Origin of the sequence: Bradyrhizobium sp. USDA 4538, from assembly GCF_024171045.1 — a bacterium.
Classification (GTDB): domain Bacteria; phylum Pseudomonadota; class Alphaproteobacteria; order Rhizobiales; family Xanthobacteraceae; genus Bradyrhizobium; species Bradyrhizobium australafricanum.
The window spans coordinates 7,737,328-7,758,539 of record NZ_JALJZE010000001.1 but is presented as its reverse complement, the minus strand read 5'-3'; the positions used below and the strand labels follow the sequence as shown (position 1 = coordinate 7,758,539).

General features: G+C 65.7%; 21 protein-coding genes. 13 read left to right on the top strand and 8 right to left on the bottom strand.

Annotation, left to right across the window (positions count from 1 at the left end; genetic code table 11):
• Nucleotides 1–133 precede the first annotated feature (133 nt).
• Entirely contained in the window at nt 134–1,117 is a 984-nt protein-coding gene (locus J2R78_RS35630; protein WP_253608511.1) for a lyase, read from the top strand.
• 69 nt (nt 1,118–1,186) lie between these two features.
• Nucleotides 1,187–1,648 carry a preQ(1) synthase gene (gene queF, locus J2R78_RS35625; protein WP_210262590.1) on the top strand — a complete coding sequence of 154 codons (462 nt, stop codon included), beginning with the start codon at nt 1,187–1,189 and terminating at the stop codon, nt 1,646–1,648.
• Nucleotides 1,649–1,657: 9 nt separating this feature from the next.
• On the opposite strand, the gene glsA is transcribed toward queF, so the two are convergent.
• From glsA to kdsA, 3 genes are all read right to left on the bottom strand, one after another.
• Complete coding sequence (gene glsA / locus J2R78_RS35620; protein WP_253610007.1) at nt 1,658–3,508, bottom strand: glutaminase A; 1,851 nt, start codon at nt 3,506–3,508, stop codon at nt 1,658–1,660.
• 165 nt (nt 3,509–3,673) lie between these two features.
• Complete coding sequence (locus J2R78_RS35615; protein WP_253590183.1) at nt 3,674–4,867, bottom strand: MFS transporter; 1,194 nt, start codon at nt 4,865–4,867, stop codon at nt 3,674–3,676.
• Nucleotides 4,868–4,882: 15 nt separating this feature from the next.
• Complete coding sequence (gene kdsA / locus J2R78_RS35610) at nt 4,883–5,740, bottom strand: 3-deoxy-8-phosphooctulonate synthase (RefSeq protein ID WP_253608510.1); 858 nt, start codon at nt 5,738–5,740, stop codon at nt 4,883–4,885.
• A gap of 165 nt (nt 5,741–5,905) precedes the next feature.
• Here kdsA and J2R78_RS35605 point away from each other — a divergent pair, with 165 nt between their 5' ends.
• Nucleotides 5,906–6,241 (top strand): PAAR domain-containing protein, encoded by a 336-nt coding sequence (locus J2R78_RS35605; RefSeq protein ID WP_253608509.1) that lies wholly within the window; start codon nt 5,906–5,908, stop codon nt 6,239–6,241.
• 187 nt (nt 6,242–6,428) lie between these two features.
• Here the strand turns inward: J2R78_RS35605 and J2R78_RS35600 are convergent, their stop codons facing one another.
• Nucleotides 6,429–6,755 carry an NIPSNAP family protein gene (locus J2R78_RS35600; protein ID WP_253608508.1) on the bottom strand — a complete coding sequence of 109 codons (327 nt, stop codon included), beginning with the start codon at nt 6,753–6,755 and terminating at the stop codon, nt 6,429–6,431.
• 168 nt (nt 6,756–6,923) lie between these two features.
• On the opposite strand from J2R78_RS35600, the gene J2R78_RS35595 reads away from it, so the two are divergent.
• Both J2R78_RS35595 and J2R78_RS35590 read left to right on the top strand, forming a co-directional pair.
• Nucleotides 6,924–7,598, top strand: a complete 675-nt coding sequence (locus J2R78_RS35595; RefSeq protein WP_253608507.1) for a response regulator transcription factor — start codon at nt 6,924–6,926, stop codon at nt 7,596–7,598.
• A complete protein-coding gene (locus J2R78_RS35590) occupies nt 7,595–8,974 on the top strand; it encodes a HAMP domain-containing sensor histidine kinase (protein ID WP_141342679.1) in 1,380 nt (459 codons plus the stop codon). Before J2R78_RS35595 ends, J2R78_RS35590 begins: the two co-directional genes overlap by 4 nt.
• Before the next feature lie 112 nt (nt 8,975–9,086).
• Here the strand turns inward: J2R78_RS35590 and J2R78_RS35585 are convergent, their stop codons facing one another.
• Nucleotides 9,087–10,169 carry an IS630 family transposase gene (locus J2R78_RS35585; protein WP_253604297.1) on the bottom strand — a complete coding sequence of 361 codons (1,083 nt, stop codon included), beginning with the start codon at nt 10,167–10,169 and terminating at the stop codon, nt 9,087–9,089.
• Nucleotides 10,170–10,373: 204 nt separating this feature from the next.
• Here J2R78_RS35585 and J2R78_RS35580 point away from each other — a divergent pair, with 204 nt between their 5' ends.
• Complete coding sequence (locus tag J2R78_RS35580; RefSeq protein ID WP_057016525.1) at nt 10,374–11,036, top strand: class I SAM-dependent methyltransferase; 663 nt, start codon at nt 10,374–10,376, stop codon at nt 11,034–11,036.
• Between the two features lie 23 nt (nt 11,037–11,059).
• Here J2R78_RS35580 and J2R78_RS35575 read toward each other — a convergent pair whose 3' ends face one another.
• Both J2R78_RS35575 and secG read right to left on the bottom strand, forming a co-directional pair.
• A complete protein-coding gene (locus J2R78_RS35575; protein WP_253608506.1) occupies nt 11,060–12,691 on the bottom strand; it encodes a CTP synthase in 1,632 nt (543 codons plus the stop codon).
• A gap of 167 nt (nt 12,692–12,858) precedes the next feature.
• Entirely contained in the window at nt 12,859–13,248 is a 390-nt protein-coding gene (gene secG, locus J2R78_RS35570) for a preprotein translocase subunit SecG (RefSeq protein ID WP_028334048.1), read from the bottom strand.
• Nucleotides 13,249–13,452: 204 nt separating this feature from the next.
• On the opposite strand from secG, the gene J2R78_RS35565 reads away from it, so the two are divergent.
• The 3 genes from J2R78_RS35565 (at nt 13,453) to J2R78_RS35555 (ending at nt 15,654) form a co-directional block, all read left to right on the top strand.
• Nucleotides 13,453–14,019: an XRE family transcriptional regulator gene (locus J2R78_RS35565; RefSeq protein WP_253608505.1), complete on the top strand. Its 567-nt coding sequence runs from the start codon at nt 13,453–13,455 to the stop codon at nt 14,017–14,019.
• A 3-nt stretch (nt 14,020–14,022) separates the two neighbouring features.
• On the top strand, nt 14,023–14,553 hold the full coding sequence (locus J2R78_RS35560) for a GNAT family N-acetyltransferase (RefSeq protein ID WP_253608504.1): 531 nt from the start codon (nt 14,023–14,025) through the stop codon (nt 14,551–14,553).
• A 264-nt stretch (nt 14,554–14,817) separates the two neighbouring features.
• Nucleotides 14,818–15,654 (top strand): IS5 family transposase, encoded by an 837-nt coding sequence (locus tag J2R78_RS35555; RefSeq protein WP_253608503.1) that lies wholly within the window; start codon nt 14,818–14,820, stop codon nt 15,652–15,654.
• Nucleotides 15,655–15,711: 57 nt separating this feature from the next.
• On the opposite strand, the gene tpiA is transcribed toward J2R78_RS35555, so the two are convergent.
• Complete coding sequence (gene tpiA, locus J2R78_RS35550) at nt 15,712–16,464, bottom strand: triose-phosphate isomerase (protein WP_253590179.1); 753 nt, start codon at nt 16,462–16,464, stop codon at nt 15,712–15,714.
• A gap of 241 nt (nt 16,465–16,705) precedes the next feature.
• Between tpiA and J2R78_RS35545 the strand changes: the two genes are divergently transcribed.
• The 4 genes from J2R78_RS35545 to moaC all read left to right on the top strand — a co-directional run bounded on the left by J2R78_RS35545 (nt 16,706) and on the right by moaC (nt 21,060).
• The gene (locus tag J2R78_RS35545; protein ID WP_253608502.1) at nt 16,706–18,607 is read left to right on the top strand and encodes a peptidylprolyl isomerase; all 1,902 of its coding nucleotides are present in this window, start codon (nt 16,706–16,708) and stop codon (nt 18,605–18,607) included.
• A 70-nt stretch (nt 18,608–18,677) separates the two neighbouring features.
• Nucleotides 18,678–19,691, top strand: a complete 1,014-nt coding sequence (trpD, locus tag J2R78_RS35540; RefSeq protein WP_253608501.1) for an anthranilate phosphoribosyltransferase — start codon at nt 18,678–18,680, stop codon at nt 19,689–19,691.
• Between the two features lie 15 nt (nt 19,692–19,706).
• Nucleotides 19,707–20,528 carry an indole-3-glycerol phosphate synthase TrpC gene (gene trpC, locus J2R78_RS35535; RefSeq protein ID WP_253608500.1) on the top strand — a complete coding sequence of 274 codons (822 nt, stop codon included), beginning with the start codon at nt 19,707–19,709 and terminating at the stop codon, nt 20,526–20,528.
• A gap of 4 nt (nt 20,529–20,532) precedes the next feature.
• Entirely contained in the window at nt 20,533–21,060 is a 528-nt protein-coding gene (gene moaC, locus J2R78_RS35530; RefSeq protein ID WP_050384518.1) for a cyclic pyranopterin monophosphate synthase MoaC, read from the top strand.
• Nucleotides 21,061–21,212: the final 152 nt, after the last annotated feature.

Here is a 21,212-nt window from a genome sequence, read left to right as displayed (position 1 = left end):
TCATACACGGCGCGCAAGCAAATGTGAACGGCCCGCCCGCCCGGCCCGTCTGACGGTGCAATGTGGTGGGTTTATGCTGTCGGGGATTACCTTCGCGTGCTGGCCCATTGTTTCACGAAGCCGGGATAACGCAATGAACCGTCGCCAGTTTCTCGCCTCTACCACTGCCGCGATTTTGACCAAGAGAGCGCAGGCGCAGGATGCCCAGACGCCGTTCCGGGTGAAATATTTCAACGTCGACGCCGGGACCGGCCTGCACGATGTCACGCCGGCGCCCGATGGCACCGTCTGGTTCACGGGCCAGCGCAGCGGTGCGCTGGGCCGGCTCAATCCGCGCGACAGTGCGTTCAAGCTGGTCAGCCTCGGCAAGGGTGCGGCCCCGCACGGCGTCACGATCGGCCCCGACGGCGCGCCATGGGTAACCGAGGGCGGGCAGAATGCGATCGCCCGCGTCGACCCCGGCGACCACAAGGTGACGCTGTTCCGCCTGCCTGAGAAAGCCGCTGACGCCAATCTCAATACCGGCGTGTTCGACAAGCGCGGCGTCTACTGGTTCACCGGCCAGTCCGGCTTCTACGGCCGGCTCGATCCGAAATCCGGTGAGATGAAGGTGTTCGAGGCACCGCGCGGCGTCGGCCCCTACGGCATCACCGTGACCCCAAACGGCGACATCTGGTACGCCTCGCTTGCCGGCAGCTATATCGCACGGATTGACCTTGCGACCGGCAACGCCAGCGTGGTCCAGCCGCCGACGCCGAAACAGGGCGCGCGACGGGTGTGGTCGGATTCGCGGGGGCGGATCTGGGTCAGCGAATGGAACAGCGGCAACGTGTCGGTGCACGATCCCGCCGACGGGACGTGGAGGGCCTGGAAGCTGCCCGGCAGCAATCCACGGACCTATGCCGTCTATGTCGACGACAAGGACAAGGTCTGGCTCACCGATTTCTCGGCCAACGCGATCATGCGCTTCGATCCGGTGGGCGCGACCTTCAACGCCTTTCCGAGCGACCGCGCCGGCGCGAATGTCCGGCAACTCGATGGCCGGCCCGGCGAGGTCTGGGGCTGTGAATCCGGCCAAGACCGCTTGGTCCTGATCCAGACTGCCGCGCCCGCGTAGCACCCTGCCCCCGCACGCGGACGGTTGACGAACCGCCTGCTTCCGTTCATTTCGGCCGCTCCCACAAGGATGAGGCCCATGGCGAAGAAAACCCTGCAACTCGGCCGTGCCGTCGCTTGGCCGGATAGCCCGGACAAGGCGGTGCTCGACCGCGTCCCCAATCCGCAGGCCGGCACGGATTATCTGGTGCGCTTCGCTATCCCGGAATTCACCTCGGTCTGCCCGATCACCGGCCAGCCGGACTTCGCCCATCTGGTGCTCGACTATGTGCCGGGCCGGTGGCTCCTGGAATCTAAGTCGCTGAAACTCTATGCGGCAAGCTTCCGCAATCACGGCGCCTTCCACGAGGATTGCACCGTCATGATCGGGAAGCGCATCGTCGGGGAAATCAAGCCGAAATGGCTGCGGATCGGCGGCTATTGGTATCCGCGTGGCGGTATCCCGATCGACGTGTTCTTCCAGACCGGCCGGCTGCCGAAGGGCATCTGGGTTCCCGATCAGGGCGTCGCGCCCTATCGAGGCCGGGGCTGATCCGGCGTCTCAATAGGCGCTCAGCAGATCGACCTTGGCATTGGCGAGGATGAGGCGGCGCGCCAGCAGTGCGGAAAGATTGCGCATGATCTTCATCGAAATCTGCGGGTGGAGTTGACGATAGTCGGCAAAGCTGTCGATCGGTAGCTCGAGGCATTTGACCGGCGTGTCCGCCCAGACGTCGGCGCTGCGGTGGCTCTCGATGATCGCCATCTCGCCGAACTCCATCCCCGGCCCGAGCGAGGCAAGCCGCACGCCGCTCGGCAGCTTCACGCTCACCATCCCGCTTTGCAGGAAGAACAACGAATTGGCCGGCTCGCCGGCCACGACGATGCGCTGGCCGGCGTCGTAGCGGCGCGGCGTCGAGAGTTCGGCGAGCGCAGCGATCTCCTCGGGCGCGAGATCGGCCAACAGCGCCTGCTCGCCGAGATGGGCGGTCTCCTTGGTCTCGGTGAAGCCGCCATAGCGGTAGATCAGTTGATCCTCGGCCCATTCAACGGCGTCGTCGAGCAGCGGAAAATGCCGCAACCGCTTCGGCTCTTCGATCTGCGCGCGGATCGTGGCCCAGACCGGCGACGTCGTCTCGACACCGGAGATGATCGTCGTGACACCGGAATTTCCGAGCGTGGCGATTTTCTCAGCCAGCAGCTGGGCGCCGGCTGCCGTGATGTCGGGCACGCGGTGGAAATCTAGGATCAGCAGCGGCGCGCCGGGCGGCTCGCTGGACAGCCGGCGAGTGACGTAGTCGATCGACGCGAAGTTGAGCGCCCCCACCAGCTCGATGACGCGGGTGTCGCTGTGGCGGTCATCGAGGATCTGCTGTTCGTGCGGCTGGCGGCTGCGGCGGGAGGTGATGCCGAAGATGTCGTAGTCGGCGATGATGCAGGTGCGGACGTCGCCGCTGCGGTTGAGCATATGCAGATCAAATCGCGCCGACAGCGCCTCGCAAACCTTCAGGCCTCGCACGCTGTTGAAGTGCCCATCGAGCAGCGGCGAAAAGGTGCCGAGCCCCAATTGCGACGGGAGCGCTGCGACGATGCCGCCGCCGACCCCACTCTTGGCGGGCATTCCGACGCGATAGATCCACTCGCCGGCATAGTCGTACATGCCCGAGCTCGTCATCACCGACAGCGTGCGCGCGACGACATGCGGCGTCACCACCTGGACGCCGGTGACCGGATTGACGCCGCGATTGGCGAGCGTTGCGGCCATCACCGCGAGGTCGCGCGCGGTGACGAGAATTGCGCATTGCCGGAAATAGATATCGAGCACGGCATCGACGCCGTCCTGCAGCACGAGGTAGTTGCGCAGCAGCCAGGCGATCGCGCGATTGCGGTTGCCGGTCGCCGTCTCCGACGCATGGACCGCGTCGTCGACGTCGAGTTCGCGGCCGGCAAACTGGCCGAGCTTGTCCCGGATGCGCTCGAATGCGGCGCGGCCATCGACCTCGTGGATCAGCCCGGAGCAGGCAATCGCGCCGGCGTTGACCATCGGATTGAACGGCTTGTTGTCGTTTGTCAGCCGGATCGAGTTGAATGCCTCACCGCTCGGCTCGACGCCGATCGCCGACGCGACGCGCGCTTCGCCGACGAGATCGAGGGCCAGCGCAAACACGAACGCCTTCGAAACGGACTGGATGGTGAAAGGAGCGGCGCTGTCGCCGACTTCGTAGACATGGCCATCGATGGTGACGAGGCTGATGCCGAAATGCGCCGGGTTGGCCCGATTCAGCTCCGGAATGTAGTCGGCGAGCGCGCCGGAATTGTCCGATTTGAATTCTTGGTGGCAGGAGGCCAGAAAACGCTGAAGTGGAGGCTCGGTGCCATATCCCGTTGTCCTGACGTCCGCATTCCCTCGAATAGGCCAGCCAGTCTGGACGTCCACGCTCTCACCTCAAATGGCGAGAAATAAGCAATCCTCATGCCATGCGCGGTCGTCCGAACGCTGCTGCGAATGCGTCATCCTGACGCTGCACCCCGCTTCCCTGCATGTTGTGTCTGCCACCGCCGGTGGGCCCGTGGACGCCTAGGTTGTCTGCGCATCGGCGGGCCTGGTCTGCCGCAGAAACCGCGCGCAGATAAAGCCGAGCACGACCATCACGGCGGCAGCTGACACCAACGTCGCGGTCTTGCCGACGTGTTGCAGGCCGAAGCCGTAAGCGATCGGGCCGACGGTCTGGCCCATGAAAAAGAAGAACGAGTGCAGCGACAGCGCGGTGGCGCGCGCCTCGACCGACAGCTCGCTGGCGAACACCTGCAGGCAGCCGTGGATCATGTAGAAGCCGAGGCCCATCACCAGGAGGCCCGCCATCTGCAGCTTCCAGTGCGGCCCGAACGCGACGCCGACCAGTTGAATCGCAACCAGCGTCGCGCCGACGACCATCATGCCCCTCACCCCGATCCACGGCAGCAGGCGCGACACCGTCAGCGTGTAGAGCAATCCGCCGATCGCAAAGCCCGCGATCACGATGCCGGCGATCGACAGCGAGGTCTCGCCGAGCTCGAACAGGAACGAGGCGATGAAGGGAAACAGCCCGAGCACGCAGCAGCCTTCGATGAAGACCGCCGAGTAACAGATGCGGGCGTTAGGATTGGTGAAGATGGTGCGATAGCCGTGGCGCAGCGCCTTCAGGCTGGTGCGCGGCGGACGGTTCAGCGCGGCGCCGCGGAAGCCGGCTGCAACCGCCAGCGCGACGACGATCACGAGGCCGCCGAGCACCGCGAGCACGCCGCGCCAGCCGAGGAAGTCGCCGATCAGGCCGGATGCAGTCGCACCGAGCAGATTGCCGGTCATCGAGCCCGCCAGCGTTCGCCCGATCGCAAGCTGCCGCTTGTCCGGGCCGACCAGATCGCTGGTCAGCGACAGCGCCACCGGAAACACGCCGCCCGAGCCGATGCCGGCGAGGATGCGGGTCACGAACAGCATCGGAAACGAGGTCGAGAGCGCGCCGAGGATGTTGGCAACGCCGAGCAGTCCGAGGCAGATCGTCATCAGCCGCGCCTTGCCGAACAAATCGGCGGCGGCGCCGATCGCCGGCTGCACCGCGGCAAAGGTGAAGGCGAACACCGCGGCAAAGCTCGCCGCGGTCGCGATGCTGACGCCGAAATCCTCGGCGACATGCGGCAGCACCGGATCGAGCGCGCGCACCGACAAGCTCGCCGCGAAGGTCGCCAGCGTGATCACGTTGAGGGCCGGCGGCATGCCGCTGGTTGCGGTCATGTCGTTGTCCGCCGGTCAGGCCGCCGTCTTCGCCAGCGCGTCGAACTGCATCAGCCGCTTGACGAGGGACTCGAAGTCACGGAGCGGCACCATGTTGGGGCCGTCCGACGGAGCGTGATCCGGATCGGGATGGGTCTCGATGAACACGCCGGCGACGCCGACCGCGACCGCGGCACGCGCCAGCACCGGCACGAATTCACGCTCGCCGCCCGACGAGGTGCCCTTGCCGCCCGGCTGCTGCACCGAATGGGTGGCGTCGAAGATGACAGGCGCGCCGGTGGTGCGAGAAAGGATCGGCAGCGCGCGCATGTCCGAGACCAGCGTGTTGTAGCCGAACGACGCGCCGCGCTCGGTGACCAGCACATTGGCGTTGCCGGCGCCAGTGATCTTGCTGACCACATTGGCCATGTCCCACGGTGCCAGGAACTGGCCCTTCTTGACATTGACGACCTTGCCGGTCGCGGCCGCGGCCAGCAAGAGATCGGTCTGCCGGCACAGGAAGGCCGGGATCTGCAGCACATCGACCGCCTGCGCCACGTCGGCGCACTGCGTCGCCTCATGTACGTCGGTCAGCACCGGCAGCCCGAGCGAAGACCGGATCTCGGCGAAGATCGGCAGCGCCTGCGCCAATCCGATGCCGCGTGCCGCCGTCGCGCTGGTGCGGTTCGCCTTGTCGAACGAGGTCTTGTACACCAGACCGATCTTGAGCCGCGCCGCGATCTCCTTCAGCGCGGACGCCACTTCAAGCGCGTGCGCGCGGCTTTCGAGCTGGCAGGGACCGGCGATGATCGAAATCGGCAAGGCATTGCCGAATTTGGCCGATCCGACGGCAACGATCGGCGCGGCGGCCTGCGCGGAAACCTGATTGGTCAAAATGCTGCATCCTTTTGCCGGCGACCATGCAGTCCCGCGCGGGACGGATCAAGCCATCCCGCACGATGAGGGGGTTGCGCTGACGCCGTGGGTGCGCCGTGCTAACACAATCCCGCCCAAACAGCGCCTATAAACTGGCGCGGAACAGATTCCCATGAGGAAGCCATGCGCATCCCGCTGATGATCGGAGTCGTCGCCGCCCTCTCGGCGATGTCGGGCCTCGCCTACGGCCAGACCAGCAGCCAGCCCGGGGTCGTCACCAGCGGCGCCACCGGCGTGACCGTCAATGGCAAGCCGGCGGCGCGCAGCGGCGACACCACCAGCAATGGCGGCGCGCTTGTCGAGGGCGTGCCCAACGTCCTGATCAACGGCAAGCCGGCGGTGGTCATGGGCGATCGCACGCATTGCGGCGGCAAGACGACCTCCGGCAGCCACGGCGTCTTCATCAACGGCAAGCCGATGGTGACCCAGGGCGATCAGACCTCGGGCTGCCCGCAATAGCGTCGCTACAACTTTCCCTCCCCAAGGGACCGAGAAAAGATGCCTCCCCGTCATTGCGAGGAGCTCGCGACAAAATTGCGAAGCAATTTTGCGCTGAAGCGACGAAGCAATCCATCGCTCCGCATATGTGGTGCCAATGGATTGCTTCGCTTCGCTCGCAATGACGGGAACATGGCCGCAGCGGGCGTCACTTGACCGACGAAAACGCCGTCGGCACCAGAAGCTGGTTTTCGATGGTGAGAACGATCTGGCCGTCCTCCTCGGTCTTGGCGCGTGCGGCGATCCATTCCGGATCGGTCGCGAACGCGGTCCACTTCTTCTCGCGCTCGGCGAGCGATTCCCAGGCCAGCAGATAGGTCAGGTCCTGGTTGGATTCCCCGACCAGCGTCGTGAAGAAACCGGCCTGCCTGATGCCGTGCTTGTCCCAGAGCTTCAGCGTGATGGTCTCGAAGCGCTTGAGCAGCGCCGGCAGCCGTCCCGGCAGGCAGCGATAGACGCGGGTCTCGTAGATCATTGGCAGTCCTCCCAGATTTGTGTGCGGGCGGTTATAGCCAGCGCCTTCCGGACTGTCTTGAGGGGGTGACAACATGGCACCCCTGCTCGCGACGGGCGGCCATTTCCGCAATGTTGTTGCAATGTTACTTGCCCTAAAACCTGCCTTCAGGAGTTGGACCACAAGGACATGCGGATACTGCTGGTTGAGGACGAGGCCGAAATGGCGGCGGCGCTGTCGCAGGCGCTGAAGGGCTACGACATGGTGGTCGACCACGTGCCGAACCTTGCCGAGGCCGAGGAAGCGATCTGTGCCGACGTGCATGGCGCGGTCCTGCTCGACCGCCAGCTTCCGGACGGCGACGGCCTCACGCTGATCCCGAAGCTGCGCGCCAAGGCCGACGGCGTGCCGATCATCGTGCTGACCGCGCGCGGCGATCTCACCGACCGCATCACTGGCCTCGACAGCGGCGCCCACGACTATCTGGCCAAGCCGTTCGCGGTCGAGGAGCTGATGGCGCGGCTGCGCGCCGTGCTGCGCCGCCCCGCCGGCCTGCAGCTCGAGATCATCAGGGCCGGCCGCGTGGCGTTCGATTGCGGCCATCGCGAGGCCAGTGTCGACGGCCGTCCGCTCGAGCTGCCGCGGCGCGAGCTGCTGGTGCTGGAGACGCTGCTGCGCCGCATGGGCCGCACCGTGCTGCGCGCGACGCTGGAGGAAGCCGTCTACAATTTCGAGGACGAGATCCAGTCCAACGCGCTCGATGCGCACGTCTCGCGTCTCAGGCGCAAGCTTGCCGACGCCAACGCCGGCGTCGAGATCCACAGCATCCGCGGCGTCGGCTATCTCTTGAAGCAAACGTCATGAGCGAACAGGCCGAGCACTATTGCCTGCGCTCGCAACTGAGCTGGCGGCTGGTGACGCTCCAGGCGCTGCTGCTTGCCATGCTGATCGTTTGCCTGATCAGCGCGTTGTGTGCCACCGGCTTCCTGATCGTTCCGCGCGATGAGGATCATGTGATTTCCATCGTGCAGGGCGCGGTCGCACGCGACGGCAAGGGCGAGTTGATTTTGCGCCCGACGGCCGAACTGCAAAAGCTTCGTGACGACACGCCGGACCTCTGGTTCCTGGTGCGCGACCGGCAAGGCCGTTCGCTGACGGAAGGCGCGGTGCCGCCGGAATTCGCCAGGATCGGCGACGCGCTCGACCAGATCAGCCAGGCGCGGCTCGGCTGGCAGATGTTCGAGGATGATCCGCGCAAGCCGCCGGCGCGGCTGAAGCGCGTCAATTCCGACGCCGGCCCCGTGCAGGTGCTCACAGCGACGCAAGGGCCAATGTCGAGCGTCAAGACCGCGCTCGCCACGACGCTGGCATTCCTCGCCATTGCCCTGCCCGGCCTTTTCCTGATGGCATGCGCCACCTTCATCGCGACGCCGATGGTGGTGAAGCGCGCCTTCGCCGGTCTCGATACCACCGCCGACGAAGCGCGCCGCATCGATTTCCGCCAGCGCGGCAGCCGACTGTCGGCGGACCATCTGCCGCTCGAGGTAGCGCCGCTGGTGACCGCCATCAACGATGCGCTGAAACGGCTCGACGACGGCTATTCCCGGCACCAGCGATTCGTCGCCGACGCGGCGCATGAATTGCGCACGCCGATCGCGATCCTCAACACGCGGCTGGAGTCGCTGCCGCCAGGTCCGGAGAAAACCCGCCTGCTCGAGGATTCGGCGCGGCTTGCGACATTGGCCGAGCAACTGCTCGACATCCAGCGCTTCGACCAGTGCCGCAATCCGTTCGTCCGCGTCGATCTCGTCGCGGTCGCCCGCAATGTCGCGGCCGACCTCGCGCCGCTCGCGATCGCGGCCGGCTACGAGCTGTCGCTCGATACCGCAACCGATCGCGTCGAGATCTTGGGCGATCGCGCCGCGCTGGAGCGCGCGCTCACCAATCTGGTGCAGAACGCCATCCAGCATGGCGGCCGCCGCGGCACCATCACCATCCATGTCGGCAGCGCCGCGACGATCGACGTATCGGATGAAGGCGACGGCATTCCCCAGGACCAGCGCACCCGGATCTTCGATCCGTTCTATCGGCTCGCGCCGCTCGACCGCGGCGCCGGCCTCGGCCTCAACATGGTGCGCGAGATCGCAAGGCTGCACGGCGGTCACGTCTCCGTGCTCGACGGCCCGAAGGGCGGCGCGTGCTTCCGCCTCACATTACCGCCGGCGCCGTTCGCGTCGTGATGCCAAAGCGTTTTCGAGCGAAGCCTGTCCCGCACTCGATGCGGGATGGGCACCGGTTCGCGTGAAGGAAACGCGTCGAAACTAGTGTCCTGAACCAAAAGTTCATGGCATTTTATGCCTTGGCGGGCAGATTGTAAGCGCAGAAGCGTTCGATTGAGCCGAGAATGTCGTCAGCTGATTTGGTCCATCGGAACGGCATTGGGTCAGCGTTGTGATGGTCGATGAAGGAGGCAATCTCGGCCCGTAGCGCCGCCACACTGCGATAGATGCCGCGCCTAATCTTACGCTCGGTGATGAGTGCAAAGAAGCGTTCGACCTGATTGAGCCAGGATGAACTGGTTGGCGTCAGGTGGACGTGCCAGCGCGGCCTCTTTGCCAGCCAGTTGCGGATCAACGGCGTCTTGTGGGTTGCGTAATTGTCCATGACGAGGTGGACGTCCAGATCGTCTGGAACCGCAGCTTCGATCTCATCGAGAAACTTGCGGAACTCTTTGGCACGATGGCGTCCATAGCATTTGCCAATGACCCGGCCGGTTGCGACGTCGAGGGCGGCAAACAGCGAGGTGACGCCATGGCGTTTGTAGTCGTGACTACGGCGCGCCGGCTGGCCAGGTCGCATGGGCAGCATGGGCTGGCTGCGATCCAGCGCCTGGATTTGCGACTTCTCATCGACACACAGTACGATGGCGCGCTCGGGCGGAGCTACGTAAAGGCCGACGATGTCGCGAACCTTGGCGACAAAGTCGGGGTCGGTTGAGAGCTTGAAGGTCTCCAACCGATGCGGCTGCAAGCCGAAAGCGCGCCATATACGCTGTACTGTTGAGACTGACAGCCCGCTGGCCCGCGCCATGCTGCGCGAACTCCAGTGGGTGGCCCCGGGAGGCTGGGTCTCAAGGGTGCGAACGATCACCGCCTCGATCCGGGCATCCTCAATCGTGCGTGGCGTCCCCGATCGCGGCTCGTCCCAAAGACCTTCAAGCCGATGCTCGGAGAACCGCCGCCGCCATTTGCCGACCGTGTCGGGATCGACAGCCAAACGGGCCGCCACGACCTTGCTCTGCTCGCCCTCAGCACAGGCCAGGACGATCCGAGCCCGCAGCGCCAACGCCTGAGCAGTGCTTCGACGCGACGCCAACGATGTCAACTCAGCACGTTCCACCTCATCAAGCTCCAGCGGAGCAAAGCGCCGACCCATCGCCAATCCTCCCCAAATCAGGAGAGTCCGCTATCATCGAGTCGATTTGGAGTCCGCCGAACTTTTGATTCAGGACACTAGAGTCCATTCCGATTCAATCGGAACGGGGCTCTCGCGCAATGTTGTCGCAATGCAGCTCCCGCAAACAAGGCGTCACGCTTCGCATCTGAGTCGAAGCGCCGCGACACTTTGCTGGGAATCCCAATGTCACATGATCTGCTGTCTTTCTTCACGGCGTGGATGGCGGCCCCCGGCCGCGTCGGCGCCATCGCGCCGTCGGGCGCCGCGCTCGCCGAACTGATTACGCGCGACATAAGCGCCGACACCGGCCCGGTGCTCGAGCTCGGACCGGGCACCGGCGCGTTCACCTATCAGCTGTTGAAGCGCGGCGTGCGCCAGCAGGATCTTACGCTGATCGAATACGGCTCGGATTTCATGCGGCTGTTGCAGCTGCGCTTTCCCGGCGCGCGCGTGCTGTGGATGGACGCGGCGCGCCTCGCCTCGGAGCGGCTCTACGATGGCGCGCCGGTCGGCGCCGTCGTCAGCGGACTGCCGCTGCTCAACATGTCGCCGCGCAAGGTCATCTCGATCGTCGGCGGCGCGTTCAGCTATCTACGTCCCGGCGGCGCGTTCTATCAATTCACCTACGGCATGCGCTGTCCGGTGCCGCGGCCGATCCTCGACCGACTCGGCCTGCGCGCCACGCTGGTCGATCGCGCCATCCTCAACGTGCCGCCGGCCGCGGTCTACCGGCTGACGCGACGCCCGCAATACAAGCTGATGACGCGCGACGGCACGCCGGCGGCTGGTGCAAACGTTTCACCGATCAAGAAAGAACGCCGGACCAGCGAGGACTGCGCCGTGTAGCGGCGCAGCTGACGGCCGCTCAGTTAAACCAGCCGGCTCTGCTTGGCTGCCGCCTCGATGAACGACGCGAAGAGGGGATGCGGTTCAAAGGGCCGCGATTTCAGCTCGGGATGGAACTGGACGCCGATGAACCAGGGATGGTCCTCGTACTCCACGATCTCCGGCAGTACGCCGTCGGGCGACATGCCGGAGAAGCGCAGGCCGTGCTGCTCGAGGCGGTCCTTGTAGGCGGTGTTGACCTCGTAGCGATGGCGGTGCCGCTCGGAGATCTCGGTCGCGCCGCCATAGACCTGCGAGACGCGACTGCCGCGGTTCAGCGCCGCGGGATAGGCCCCTAGCCGCATCGTGCCGCCGAGATCGCCGCTCTGCGAGCGCTTCTCGAGCTCGTTGCCGCGCAGCCATTCCGTCATCAGGCCGACCAGCGGCTCCTTGGTCGGGCCGAACTCGGTCGAGTTGGCGTCCTCGATGCCGACCAGATTGCGCGCCGCCTCGATCACCGCCATCTGCATGCCGAAGCAGATGCCGAAATACGGCACGTCACGCTCGCGCGCGAACTGCGCCGCGCGGATCTTGCCCTCGGCGCCGCGCTGGCCGAAACCGCCGGGCACCAGGATGCCGTTGACGTGCTCGAGGAACGGCGCCGGGTCCTCGTTCTCGAACACCTCGCTCTCGATCCAGTCGAGATTGACCTTCACCTTGTTGGCGATGCCGCCGTGCGACAGCGCCTCGATCAGCGATTTGTAGGCGTCCTTCATGCCGGTGTATTTGCCGACGATGGCGATCGTCACCGCACCTTCCGGATTGCGGACGCGCTCGTTGATGACGTGCCAGCTCTGCAGCGCCGGCGGAATCTTCGCGGTGATGCCGAACGCGGCCAGCACCTCGTCGTCGAGGCCGGCGGCGTGATAGGCCTCCGGCACGGCGTAGATGTTGTCGACGTCGCGCGCCTCGATCACGGCGCTCTCGCGCACGTTGCAGAACAGGCCGAGCTTGCGCCGCTCCTCCTTGGGAATCTCGCGGTCGGTGCGGCACAGCAGGATGTCCGGCTGGATGCCGATCGAGCGCAGCTCCTTCACCGAGTGCTGCGTCGGCTTTGTCTTGAGTTCGCCGGCACTTGGAATGTACGGCAGAAGCGTCAGGTGAATGTAGACGGCGTGATCGCGCGGCAGGTCGTTCTTGAGCTGGCGGATCGCCTCGAAGAACGGCAGGCCCTCGATGTCGCCGACGGTACCGCCGATCTCGACCAGCACGAAATCGAACTCGTCGTTACCCGACAGCACGAATTCCTTGATCGCATTGGTGACGTGCGGGACCACCTGGATGGTGGCGCCGAGATAATCGCCGCGGCGCTCCTTGGTGATGATGTCCTGGTAGATTCGCCCGGTCGTGATGTTGTCGGCCTTGGTGGCCGGACGACCGGTGAAGCGCTCGTAATGGCCGAGATCGAGATCGGTCTCGGCGCCGTCGTCGGTCACGAACACTTCGCCGTGCTGATACGGCGACATCGTTCCGGGATCGAGGTTGAGATAGGGATCGAGCTTGCGAAGGCGGACTTTGTAGCCCCTGGCCTGCAACAGAGCGCCGAGCGCCGCTGAAGCCAGACCCTTGCCGAGCGAGGAGACCACGCCGCCGGTGATGAATATGTACCGCGCCATGGGACTTTACCTTTAATCCGACTCCGGCGATTCGCAAAACGAATCGGCTGTTCCCGGCAAACAATTCGCCGGGCTGTGGGTTGCATCAAACTGGAAGCGATTTCAGAGCATTGATGGGGGTTTCTGATGCAGGATGCCAGCGGGGCATCCTGCATGGCCACCCTGCTTTATTGCGACCGTGGCGCCTGCGGGCCGCTCGGGGCCTGCTGCCCCTGCTGCTCGTCGGCCTTCTTCAGCGAATCGAGGATGCCGCCCGAGGTCGGCGCGTTCATCGGCGTGCCGCCGGCCGGCTGCGTCTGCGCCGGCGCGCCGGTGCCGACGATCGAGCTCGGCTTGCGGTCGTAGCCTGCGTACCAGGACAGGAACAGGCTGGTGATGAAGAAGCCCACCGCGAGGATCGCCGTAGTCCGCGTCAGCAAATTGGCGGTGCCGCGGCTCGACATGAAGCCGGCGCCGCCACCCATGCCGAGGCCGCCGCCTTCGGATTTCTGCAACAGCACGGCGCCGATCATGACGGCGACAATCATGAGGTGGACAATGATAACGACAGTCTGCATCGCAAGCCTTCCGTCACAAGCCGCCAAGCGGCCAGACAAACGGCGCTATCGGCTCTACGGTTTTCGTGAAGTCGCGCCCTGTTACACGATTGCACCGGGCATTGTCACCCCCGAGATAGTCGCACTGTCGACGATCACAAGCGGCGCCGATGGCGGCCCGGCCGGGCCTTGCCGGGAACCGGCAATTTCTACTATAGTAGACAAATGGATACTTTGGTAGACGATCTGAGTCAGCGCCTGGCGCAGCGGATCAGGCTCGAGCGCGATGGCCGGGGCTGGTCGCTGGCCGACCTCGCCGAACGCGCTGGCGTCTCGAAGGCCACGATCAGCAAGATCGAGCGCGCCGAGGTCAGCCCCACCGCGGTCGTGCTGGTGCGCCTCGCCTCAGCGTTCGATCTCACTTTGGCCGGCCTGATGTTGCGCGCCGAAGGCCAGGGCGAACGGCTGTCGCGCGCCGCCGCGCAACCGGTCTGGCGCGATCCGGAAACCGGCTATCTGCGCCGCCAGGTGTTCAGCCGTCCCGACCATCCGGTCGAACTGGTGCGGGTCGAGCTGCCGCCAAAGCAGACCGTGACCCTGCCCGCCTCCTCCTACGCGCATATCCGCCAACTGGTCTGGGTGCTCAGCGGCAGCCTCGTCATCACCGAAGGCGGCGCGCGCCATTTGCTCGCCGCCGGCGATTGCCTCGGATTCGGACCGCCGGCGGAGACGACCTTCGCCAACGAGACCAACGCCTCCTGCACCTATGTGGTCACCCTGGCCCGGAGCTGATGCATGTCGCACTTTGCCATCAAGCCGCTCGAGGACGCGCCCGGGATTCGCAGCGCACTCAGCGAGCTGCTGGTCGAGACCGTCGCCGGCGGCGGCTCGGTGAGCTTCATGCATCCGTTGTCGCCGGATGACGCCAATGCATTCTGGCAGGACTCGCTCGGCGCCGCCGCGCGGGGCGAGCGCATTGTGCTCGGCGCATTCACCGGCAATGATCTGATCGGCACCGTGACGCTGCTGCTCAAACTGCCGCCGAACCAGCCGCATCGGGCGGAAATTGCAAAAATGATGACGCGCGTCGCCCATCGCCATCGCGGCGTGGCGACAGAATTGATGCGCGCGGCCGAGCAGCTTGCGATCGCGCACGGACGCACACTGCTGGTGCTCGACACCGCCGAAGAGGATGGCGCCGCGCCACTCTATGAAAGACTGGGATTTCAGCTCACCGGCATCATCCCCGACTACGCGCTGAAGCCGCATGGCGGCCTCACCGGCACGATGATCTACTGGAAGCGGATCGGGGCGGCGGCAGCCTGAATCCGTAGCCAAGCAGAGATGCCGATGGCAACTGTCTGCGCAACACTGCCAATCCCATCACCCTGAGGAGCGCCAACGGGTCCGCGCAAAGCGCGGCCCGATGACAGGCTCCGCGCGTCTCGAAGGGTCGACGGCCACCAGCTGGGCCGTCGATCCTTCGAGACGGCCGCGTTGCGGCCTCCTCAGAGCCTGACTGAAAAATGGGTGAGTGATCTCAGTGGGGTGTGATTCCATCGGATTTGCAAAGATTCGAGGGAGAGCACGATGCCCTGGACCAAGATCACTCGGGAGCAATATCGGCGGGACGGTCTGCGTTATGCAAGCGATATGACCGATGCGGAGTGGGCGCTGATCAGACGCCTGTTGCCGCGAGCGAACCGGCGCGGCCGGCCGCGTAAGACGGAGCTGCGTCGTGTGATCGAAGCGATCCTCTATATCGTTTCGACCGGCTGCCAGTGGCGGGCGTTGCCGCAGGAGTTCCCGCCCTATTCGACGGTGCAGGGCTATTTTTATAGATGGCGGGATACAGGCCGGTGGCAGAGGATTGTCAGCGTGCTTGTCCGACGGGCGCGAAAAAAGCTTGGACGGACACCGAAGCCGACGGCAGCCGTGATCGACAGTCAAAGTGCGCCGACCACCCAAGCTGGCGGACCGCGCGGCTACGATGCAGGCAAGCGCATCTACGGCCGCAAGCGGCATATCGTGACGGATACCAATGGCCTCCTCCTTGGGGTTCATGTTCATCCGGCCAACGTTCAGGACTGCCATGGCGCCGTACCGCTGCTGAAGAACGTGCGGATGAACTTCCCCCGGCTGCGCCACGTCTTTGCCGACCGGATCTACCGCGGAAATCAACTCCTCGACGCGCTCTCAGACTGCGGTCCATGGACTGTCGAGATCGTCGAGCGGCCTCAAGGCGTCAAAGGCTTCCAGCTTCTGCCGAGGCGGTGGGTGGTTGAACGCACATTCGCTTGGTTCGGCAGATGCCGCCGCCTCGCCAAGGACTTCGAGGCGACGGTGGCAACCGAAGCTGCCTGGCTGCTGATTGCACACATCAGGCTCCTGACCCGCAGACTCGCGGCTGCAGCTAAGGTTGGGTGATTTATGAGTCAGACTCTCAGGATGACGGTGTGAGAGCTCGGTGCGAAAGGGGCAGCCCTAACACCCCGCAGCGATCGCCAAAAAGTCCGACGCCTTCAGGCTGGCGCCGCCGACCAGTGCGCCGTTGACATTGGCGACCGCCATCAGCTCGGCCGCGTTCGACGGCTTGACCGAGCCGCCATAGAGGATCCTGATCCTGTTTCCCTCGCCCTTGAAGCGATCGGTGAGCTGACCTCGGATAAACCTATGAACTTCCTCGACATCCTTGGCGGTCGGGGTCAGGCCGGTGCCGATCGCCCAGACCGGCTCATAGGCCACCACCAGGTTGGCCGCGGTCGAGCCGTCGGGCAGCGAGCCCGCAAGCTGGGTGCCGCAGACATCGAGCGTCTTGCCGGCGTCGCGCTGCTCGCGCGTCTCGCCGATGCAGACGATCGCGGTCAGCCCGGCGCGCCAGACGGCCTCCGCCTTCTGCCGAATCAAGGCGTCGGTCTCGCCGTGGTCGGCGCGCCGCTCGGAATGGCCGACGATGATCGCGACCGCGCCGAGATCCCTGAACATCTCCGCCGAGAGATCGCCGGTGTGGGCGCCCGATGCCTTGGGATGGCAATCCTGGGCGCCGACCGCGACCTTCGAGCCGCGCGCCTTGTCAGCGAACGCCCCGACCAATGTCGCGGGCGGACAGACCAGGAGATCAGCCTTCCCGGCGACATCGCCGGCGCCTGCCAGCATCGCGTCGAACTCGGCAAAAGAGGATTTCAGGCCGTTCATTTTCCAGTTGCCGGCGATCAGCGGCCGGATGGCGTCGGTCATGTCGGATTTCCCATCGTTCAAGCGTGTCCCTGCGCTACCAGAGCCGGGCGGCGACTTCCAGAGCGCGGCTTCGCGCACACCGTGCGACGCTTCCGCCCGCGCGGCCAAGGTTGCGGGGGCGCTTCGGCCACTTTATGATGGGTTTTCAACCCGGTGACACCCTGCTGCGGGACAAAAGCCTCGACTTTCGGCTCCCCATTGGGCACGACCCGGTTCCCCTCCTGTAAAACAAGTTGGACCCATGCTTCGAGGAATGCGGAAAGCCTCATCAAACTGGCTCGGCAAGACGATTATGGCCGTGGTGATGGGCGTTTTGATCGTCAGTTTCGGAATTTGGGGCATTGCCGACATTTTCAAGGGGTTTGGCCAGTCGACCTTCGCCAAGGTGGGCGGGACCGAGATTTCGGCCGAGCAGTTCCGCCAGATCTATACCGACCGCCTGCAGCAGCTTGGCCGCCAGTTCGGCCGTCCGCTGACGCCGGACCAGGCGCGCGCCTTCGGCATCGACCGCCAGGTGCTGCAGCAGACGCTTGCGGAAGCCGCGATGGACGAGGAAGCGCGCCGCATGGGCCTCAATGTGTCCGACGCCGAGGTGCTGCGCGCGATCTACAACGATCCGAACTTCAAGGGCCTCAACAACCAGTTCGACCCACAGCGTTTCCAGGCCGTGATCCGCAACTATGGCTATACCGAAGGCCGCTACATCGCCGAGCAGCGCCGCGTTGGCCTCAGGCGGCAGATCGCCGGCACCATCTCGTCCGGGATCGAGCCGCCGAAATCGCTGGTCGAGGCGCTGACCCGGTTCCAGAACGAGCAGCGTTCGATCGACTACATCACGCTCGGCGCCGCGCAGGCCGGCACCATCGATCCGCCCTCGCCCGAGGCGCTCGCCGCCTATTTCGAGGACCACAAGGCCCAGTTCCGCGCGCCCGAATACCGCAAGATCTCCTTCGTCGCCATCACGCCCGAGGAGATCGGCAAGTGGGAAACGGTGTCGGACGATGACGCCAGGAAGATCTTCGAGGAGCGCAAGGACCGGCTCAGCACGCCGGAGAAGCGCGAGGTTTCGCAGATCGTGTTTCCGGACGCCGGCGAGGCGCAGGCCGCGCGCGGGCGGATCGCGTCGGGCACGTCGTTCGACGACATCGCCAAGGAGCGCAACCTCAATCTGGCCGACGTCAATCTCGGGCTGGTCGCGAAGTCGGCGATCCTCGACCCTGCCGTCGCCGATGCCGCCTTCTCCCTGCCCGCAGGCGAAGTCAGCCAGCCGGTGCAGGGCCGCTTCGGTGTCGCGCTGGTCAAGGTCGGCAAGGTCGAGCCCGGCGCGACCCCGAGCTATGAGAGCCTCGCCCAGCAGGTGAAGAACGAGATCGCCTCCGAGCGCGCCCGCACCAAGGTCGCCGACCTGCGCGACAAGATGGAAGACGAGCGCGGCGGCGGCGCCAGCGTCGTCGAAGCCGCACAGAAACTGAAGCTGACGCCCGTCACCATTGACGCGGTCGATCGCTCCGGGCGGCTGCCGAACGGCCAGGTCGCGACCAACATCCCGCGCGGCCTCGACGTGGTGTCGCAGGCCTTCAACAGCGACGTTGGCGTCGACAACGACCCGATCCAGTTCAACGGCGGCTATGTCTGGTACGACGTGCTCGGCATCACGCCGTCGCGCGAGCGCAGCCTCGACGAGGTTCGCGATCAGGTCGAGGCCAAGTGGCGCGAAGACCAGATCTCCACCAAGCTGCGCGCCAAGGCGACCGAGATCGTCCAGAAGCTCGACAGCGGCGCCAAGCTCGCCGACGAAGCCGCCGCTGCCGGCGTCAAGGTCGAAACCGCGGCGAATTTCAACCGCGAGGCCTCGCTGCCTGCCGTGCCGGCCGGCGTGATTGCGGCGGCATTCCGGACCGCCAAGGACGGCGATGGACAGACCTCCGTCGCCGGCGGCAGCCAGTGGGTGGTCTTCCGCGTCACCAACGTGACGGTGCCGCCGGTCGACTTCGCGTCCGACGCGGCCAAGCAGCTCACCGAGGCGCTGCGGCGGTCGCTGAGCGACGAGCAGGTCGCGCAATATGTCACGAAGATCGAGTCCGATATCGGTGTGACCATCAACCAGGCAGCCTTCGCACAGGTGACAGGCGCTAATAATTGAGCATGATCGGGACAGCGCGACGACGCGCTGCGCGGCGATCAAGCTCCAACAACAGACCCTGAGCCAGCGAATGGACGACCTGAAATCGATCATCGGAAAAGTCGCCACCGGCGCCACGCTGACGCGTGAAGAGGCGGCGTCCGCCTTCGACAGCATGATGTCGGGCGAAGCCACGCCCTCGCAGATGGGCGGGCTATTGATGGCACTGCGGGTGCGCGGCGAGACCGTCGAGGAGATCACCGGCGCTGTCACTGCGATGCGCGGCAAGATGCTGCCGGTCACGGCGCCGGCGGAGGCCGTCGACATCGTCGGCACCGGCGGCGACGGCTCCGGCTCGGTCAACGTCTCGACCTGCGCGGCCTTCATCGTGGCCGGCGCCGGCGTGCCCGTGGCGAAGCACGGCAACCGCGCATTGTCGTCGCGCTCGGGCGCCGCCGACGTGCTGGCCTCGCTCGGCGTCAAGCTCGATTTGACGCCCGAACAAGTCGGGCGCTGCGTCAAGGAAGCCGGCATCGGCTTCATGTTCGCGCCCGCGCATCATCCGGCGATGAAGAATGTCGGTCCTACCCGGGTCGAGCTCGCCACCCGCACCATCTTCAACCTGCTTGGCCCGCTATCGAACCCGGCCGGCGTCAAGCGGCAGATGGTCGGCGTGTTCTCGCGGCAATGGGTGCAGCCGCTGGCGCAGGTGCTGAAGAACCTCGGCTCCGACAAGGTCTGGGTCGTGCATGGCTCCGATGGCCTCGACGAGATCACCCTCACCGGCCCGACCTTCGTTGCGACGCTCGATAACGGCAAGATCAGGACATCAGAGGTCACGCCCGAGGATGCCGGCCTTGGCCGCGTCGGCGGCGAGGCGCTGAAGGGCGGTGACGCCGATGCCAACGCGATCGCACTCTCCAGCGTGCTGCAGGGCAAGCCGAGCGCCTATCGCGACGTCGCCCTGCTCAACGCCGCCGCCGCGCTGATCGTGGCCGGCCGCGCCAAGGACCTCAAGGAAGGCGTCGCGATCGGCGCTCAGTCGCTCGACAGCGGCGCTGCCGCCGCGCGGCTGAAGCATCTGGTCGCGGTTTCGAACGGTTAAGCAAGGCGCCAAGCGATGTCGGACATCCTGACCAAGATCGAGGCCTACAAGCGCGAGGAGATATCAGCCGCGAAGCGCGCCCATCCGCTCGCCGAGGTCGAGGCGCAGGCCAAATCGGCCTCGGCCCCGCGCGGCTTCGTCCGCGCCCTCAAGGACAAGCATGCGCGCGGCGACTACGCGCTGATCGCGGAAGCGAAGAAGGCCTCGCCCTCGAAGGGCTTGATCCGGGCCGACTTCGATCCGCCCGTGCTCGCAAAGGCCTATGAGGCCGGCGGCGCGGCCTGCCTGTCGGTGCTGACCGACGCGCCCTCGTTCCAGGGCCATCTCGACTTCATGGTTGCGGCCCGCGCGGCGACCAGCCTGCCGGTGCTGCGCAAGGATTTCATGTTCGACACCTACCAGGTGACGGAAGCGCGCGCCCATGGCGCCGACTGCATCCTGATCATCATGGCCGCGCTCGACGACGCGGCGGCCGGGGAGATCGAGGACGCCGCGCTCGGCTACGGCATGGACGTGCTGGTCGAGATCCACGACCGCGCCGAGCTTGACCGTGCCTTGAAACTTCGCTCGCCGATGATCGGCGTCAACAATCGCAATCTGCGCACCTTCGAGACCACGCTCGCGACCAGCGAGGCGCTGGCGCCGCTGATCCCGCCCGACCGCCTGATGGTCGGCGAGAGCGGCATCTTCACGCCGGGCGATCTCGCCCGGCTCGAACGGGTCGGGATGTCGACCTTCCTGGTCGGTGAAAGCCTGATGCGCCAGCAGGACGTCACTGCGGCCACCCGCGCCTTGCTGACGCGGCAGGCCGCCCCGCGCGCCACCGCAACGCGCTGACGCAATGGCGCGGAACAGCAAGGGCAAGACCAAGGCCGAGCCTTCCGGCTCGGGCACCGCCCTCACCCATATCGACGCCAAGGGCGAGGCTCGGATGGTCGACGTCTCGGCCAAGCCCGCGACCGAGCGGACCGCGGTCGCCGAAGGCCGCGTCGTGATGAGCAAGGCGACGCTGGCGCTGATCGAAACCGGCCAGGCCAAGAAGGGCGACGTGCTGGCGACGGCGCGGATCGCCGGCATCATGGCGGCGAAGCGGACCTCGGAATTGATCCCGCTCTGCCATCCGCTGGCGCTGACCAAGGTCACGATCGACATCACACCCGACCGCAAGCTGCCCGGCTGCATCGTCCGCGCCAGCGTCAAGGTGACGGGGCCGACCGGCGTCGAAATGGAGGCGCTGACCGCAGTCTCGGTCGCATGTCTGACGATCTACGACATGGTCAAGGCAGTCGATCGCGGCATCCGCATCGAGGGCATCCACCTCGTCGAGAAGATCGGCGGCAAGTCGGGGCACTATCGCGCCGGCGCTTGATCGCCGGTGCGCAAGCGACGGCCTGTCGCAAATGCCCGCAAGGTTTCATTAACCAATCTCGCTAACCCGCGCTCCATTTCGATTGGATACGACTTTCGCGGGCCGGGGGTGCACGAAACCTACTTCCGGGTGAAACACCTGGAAGCGATTGC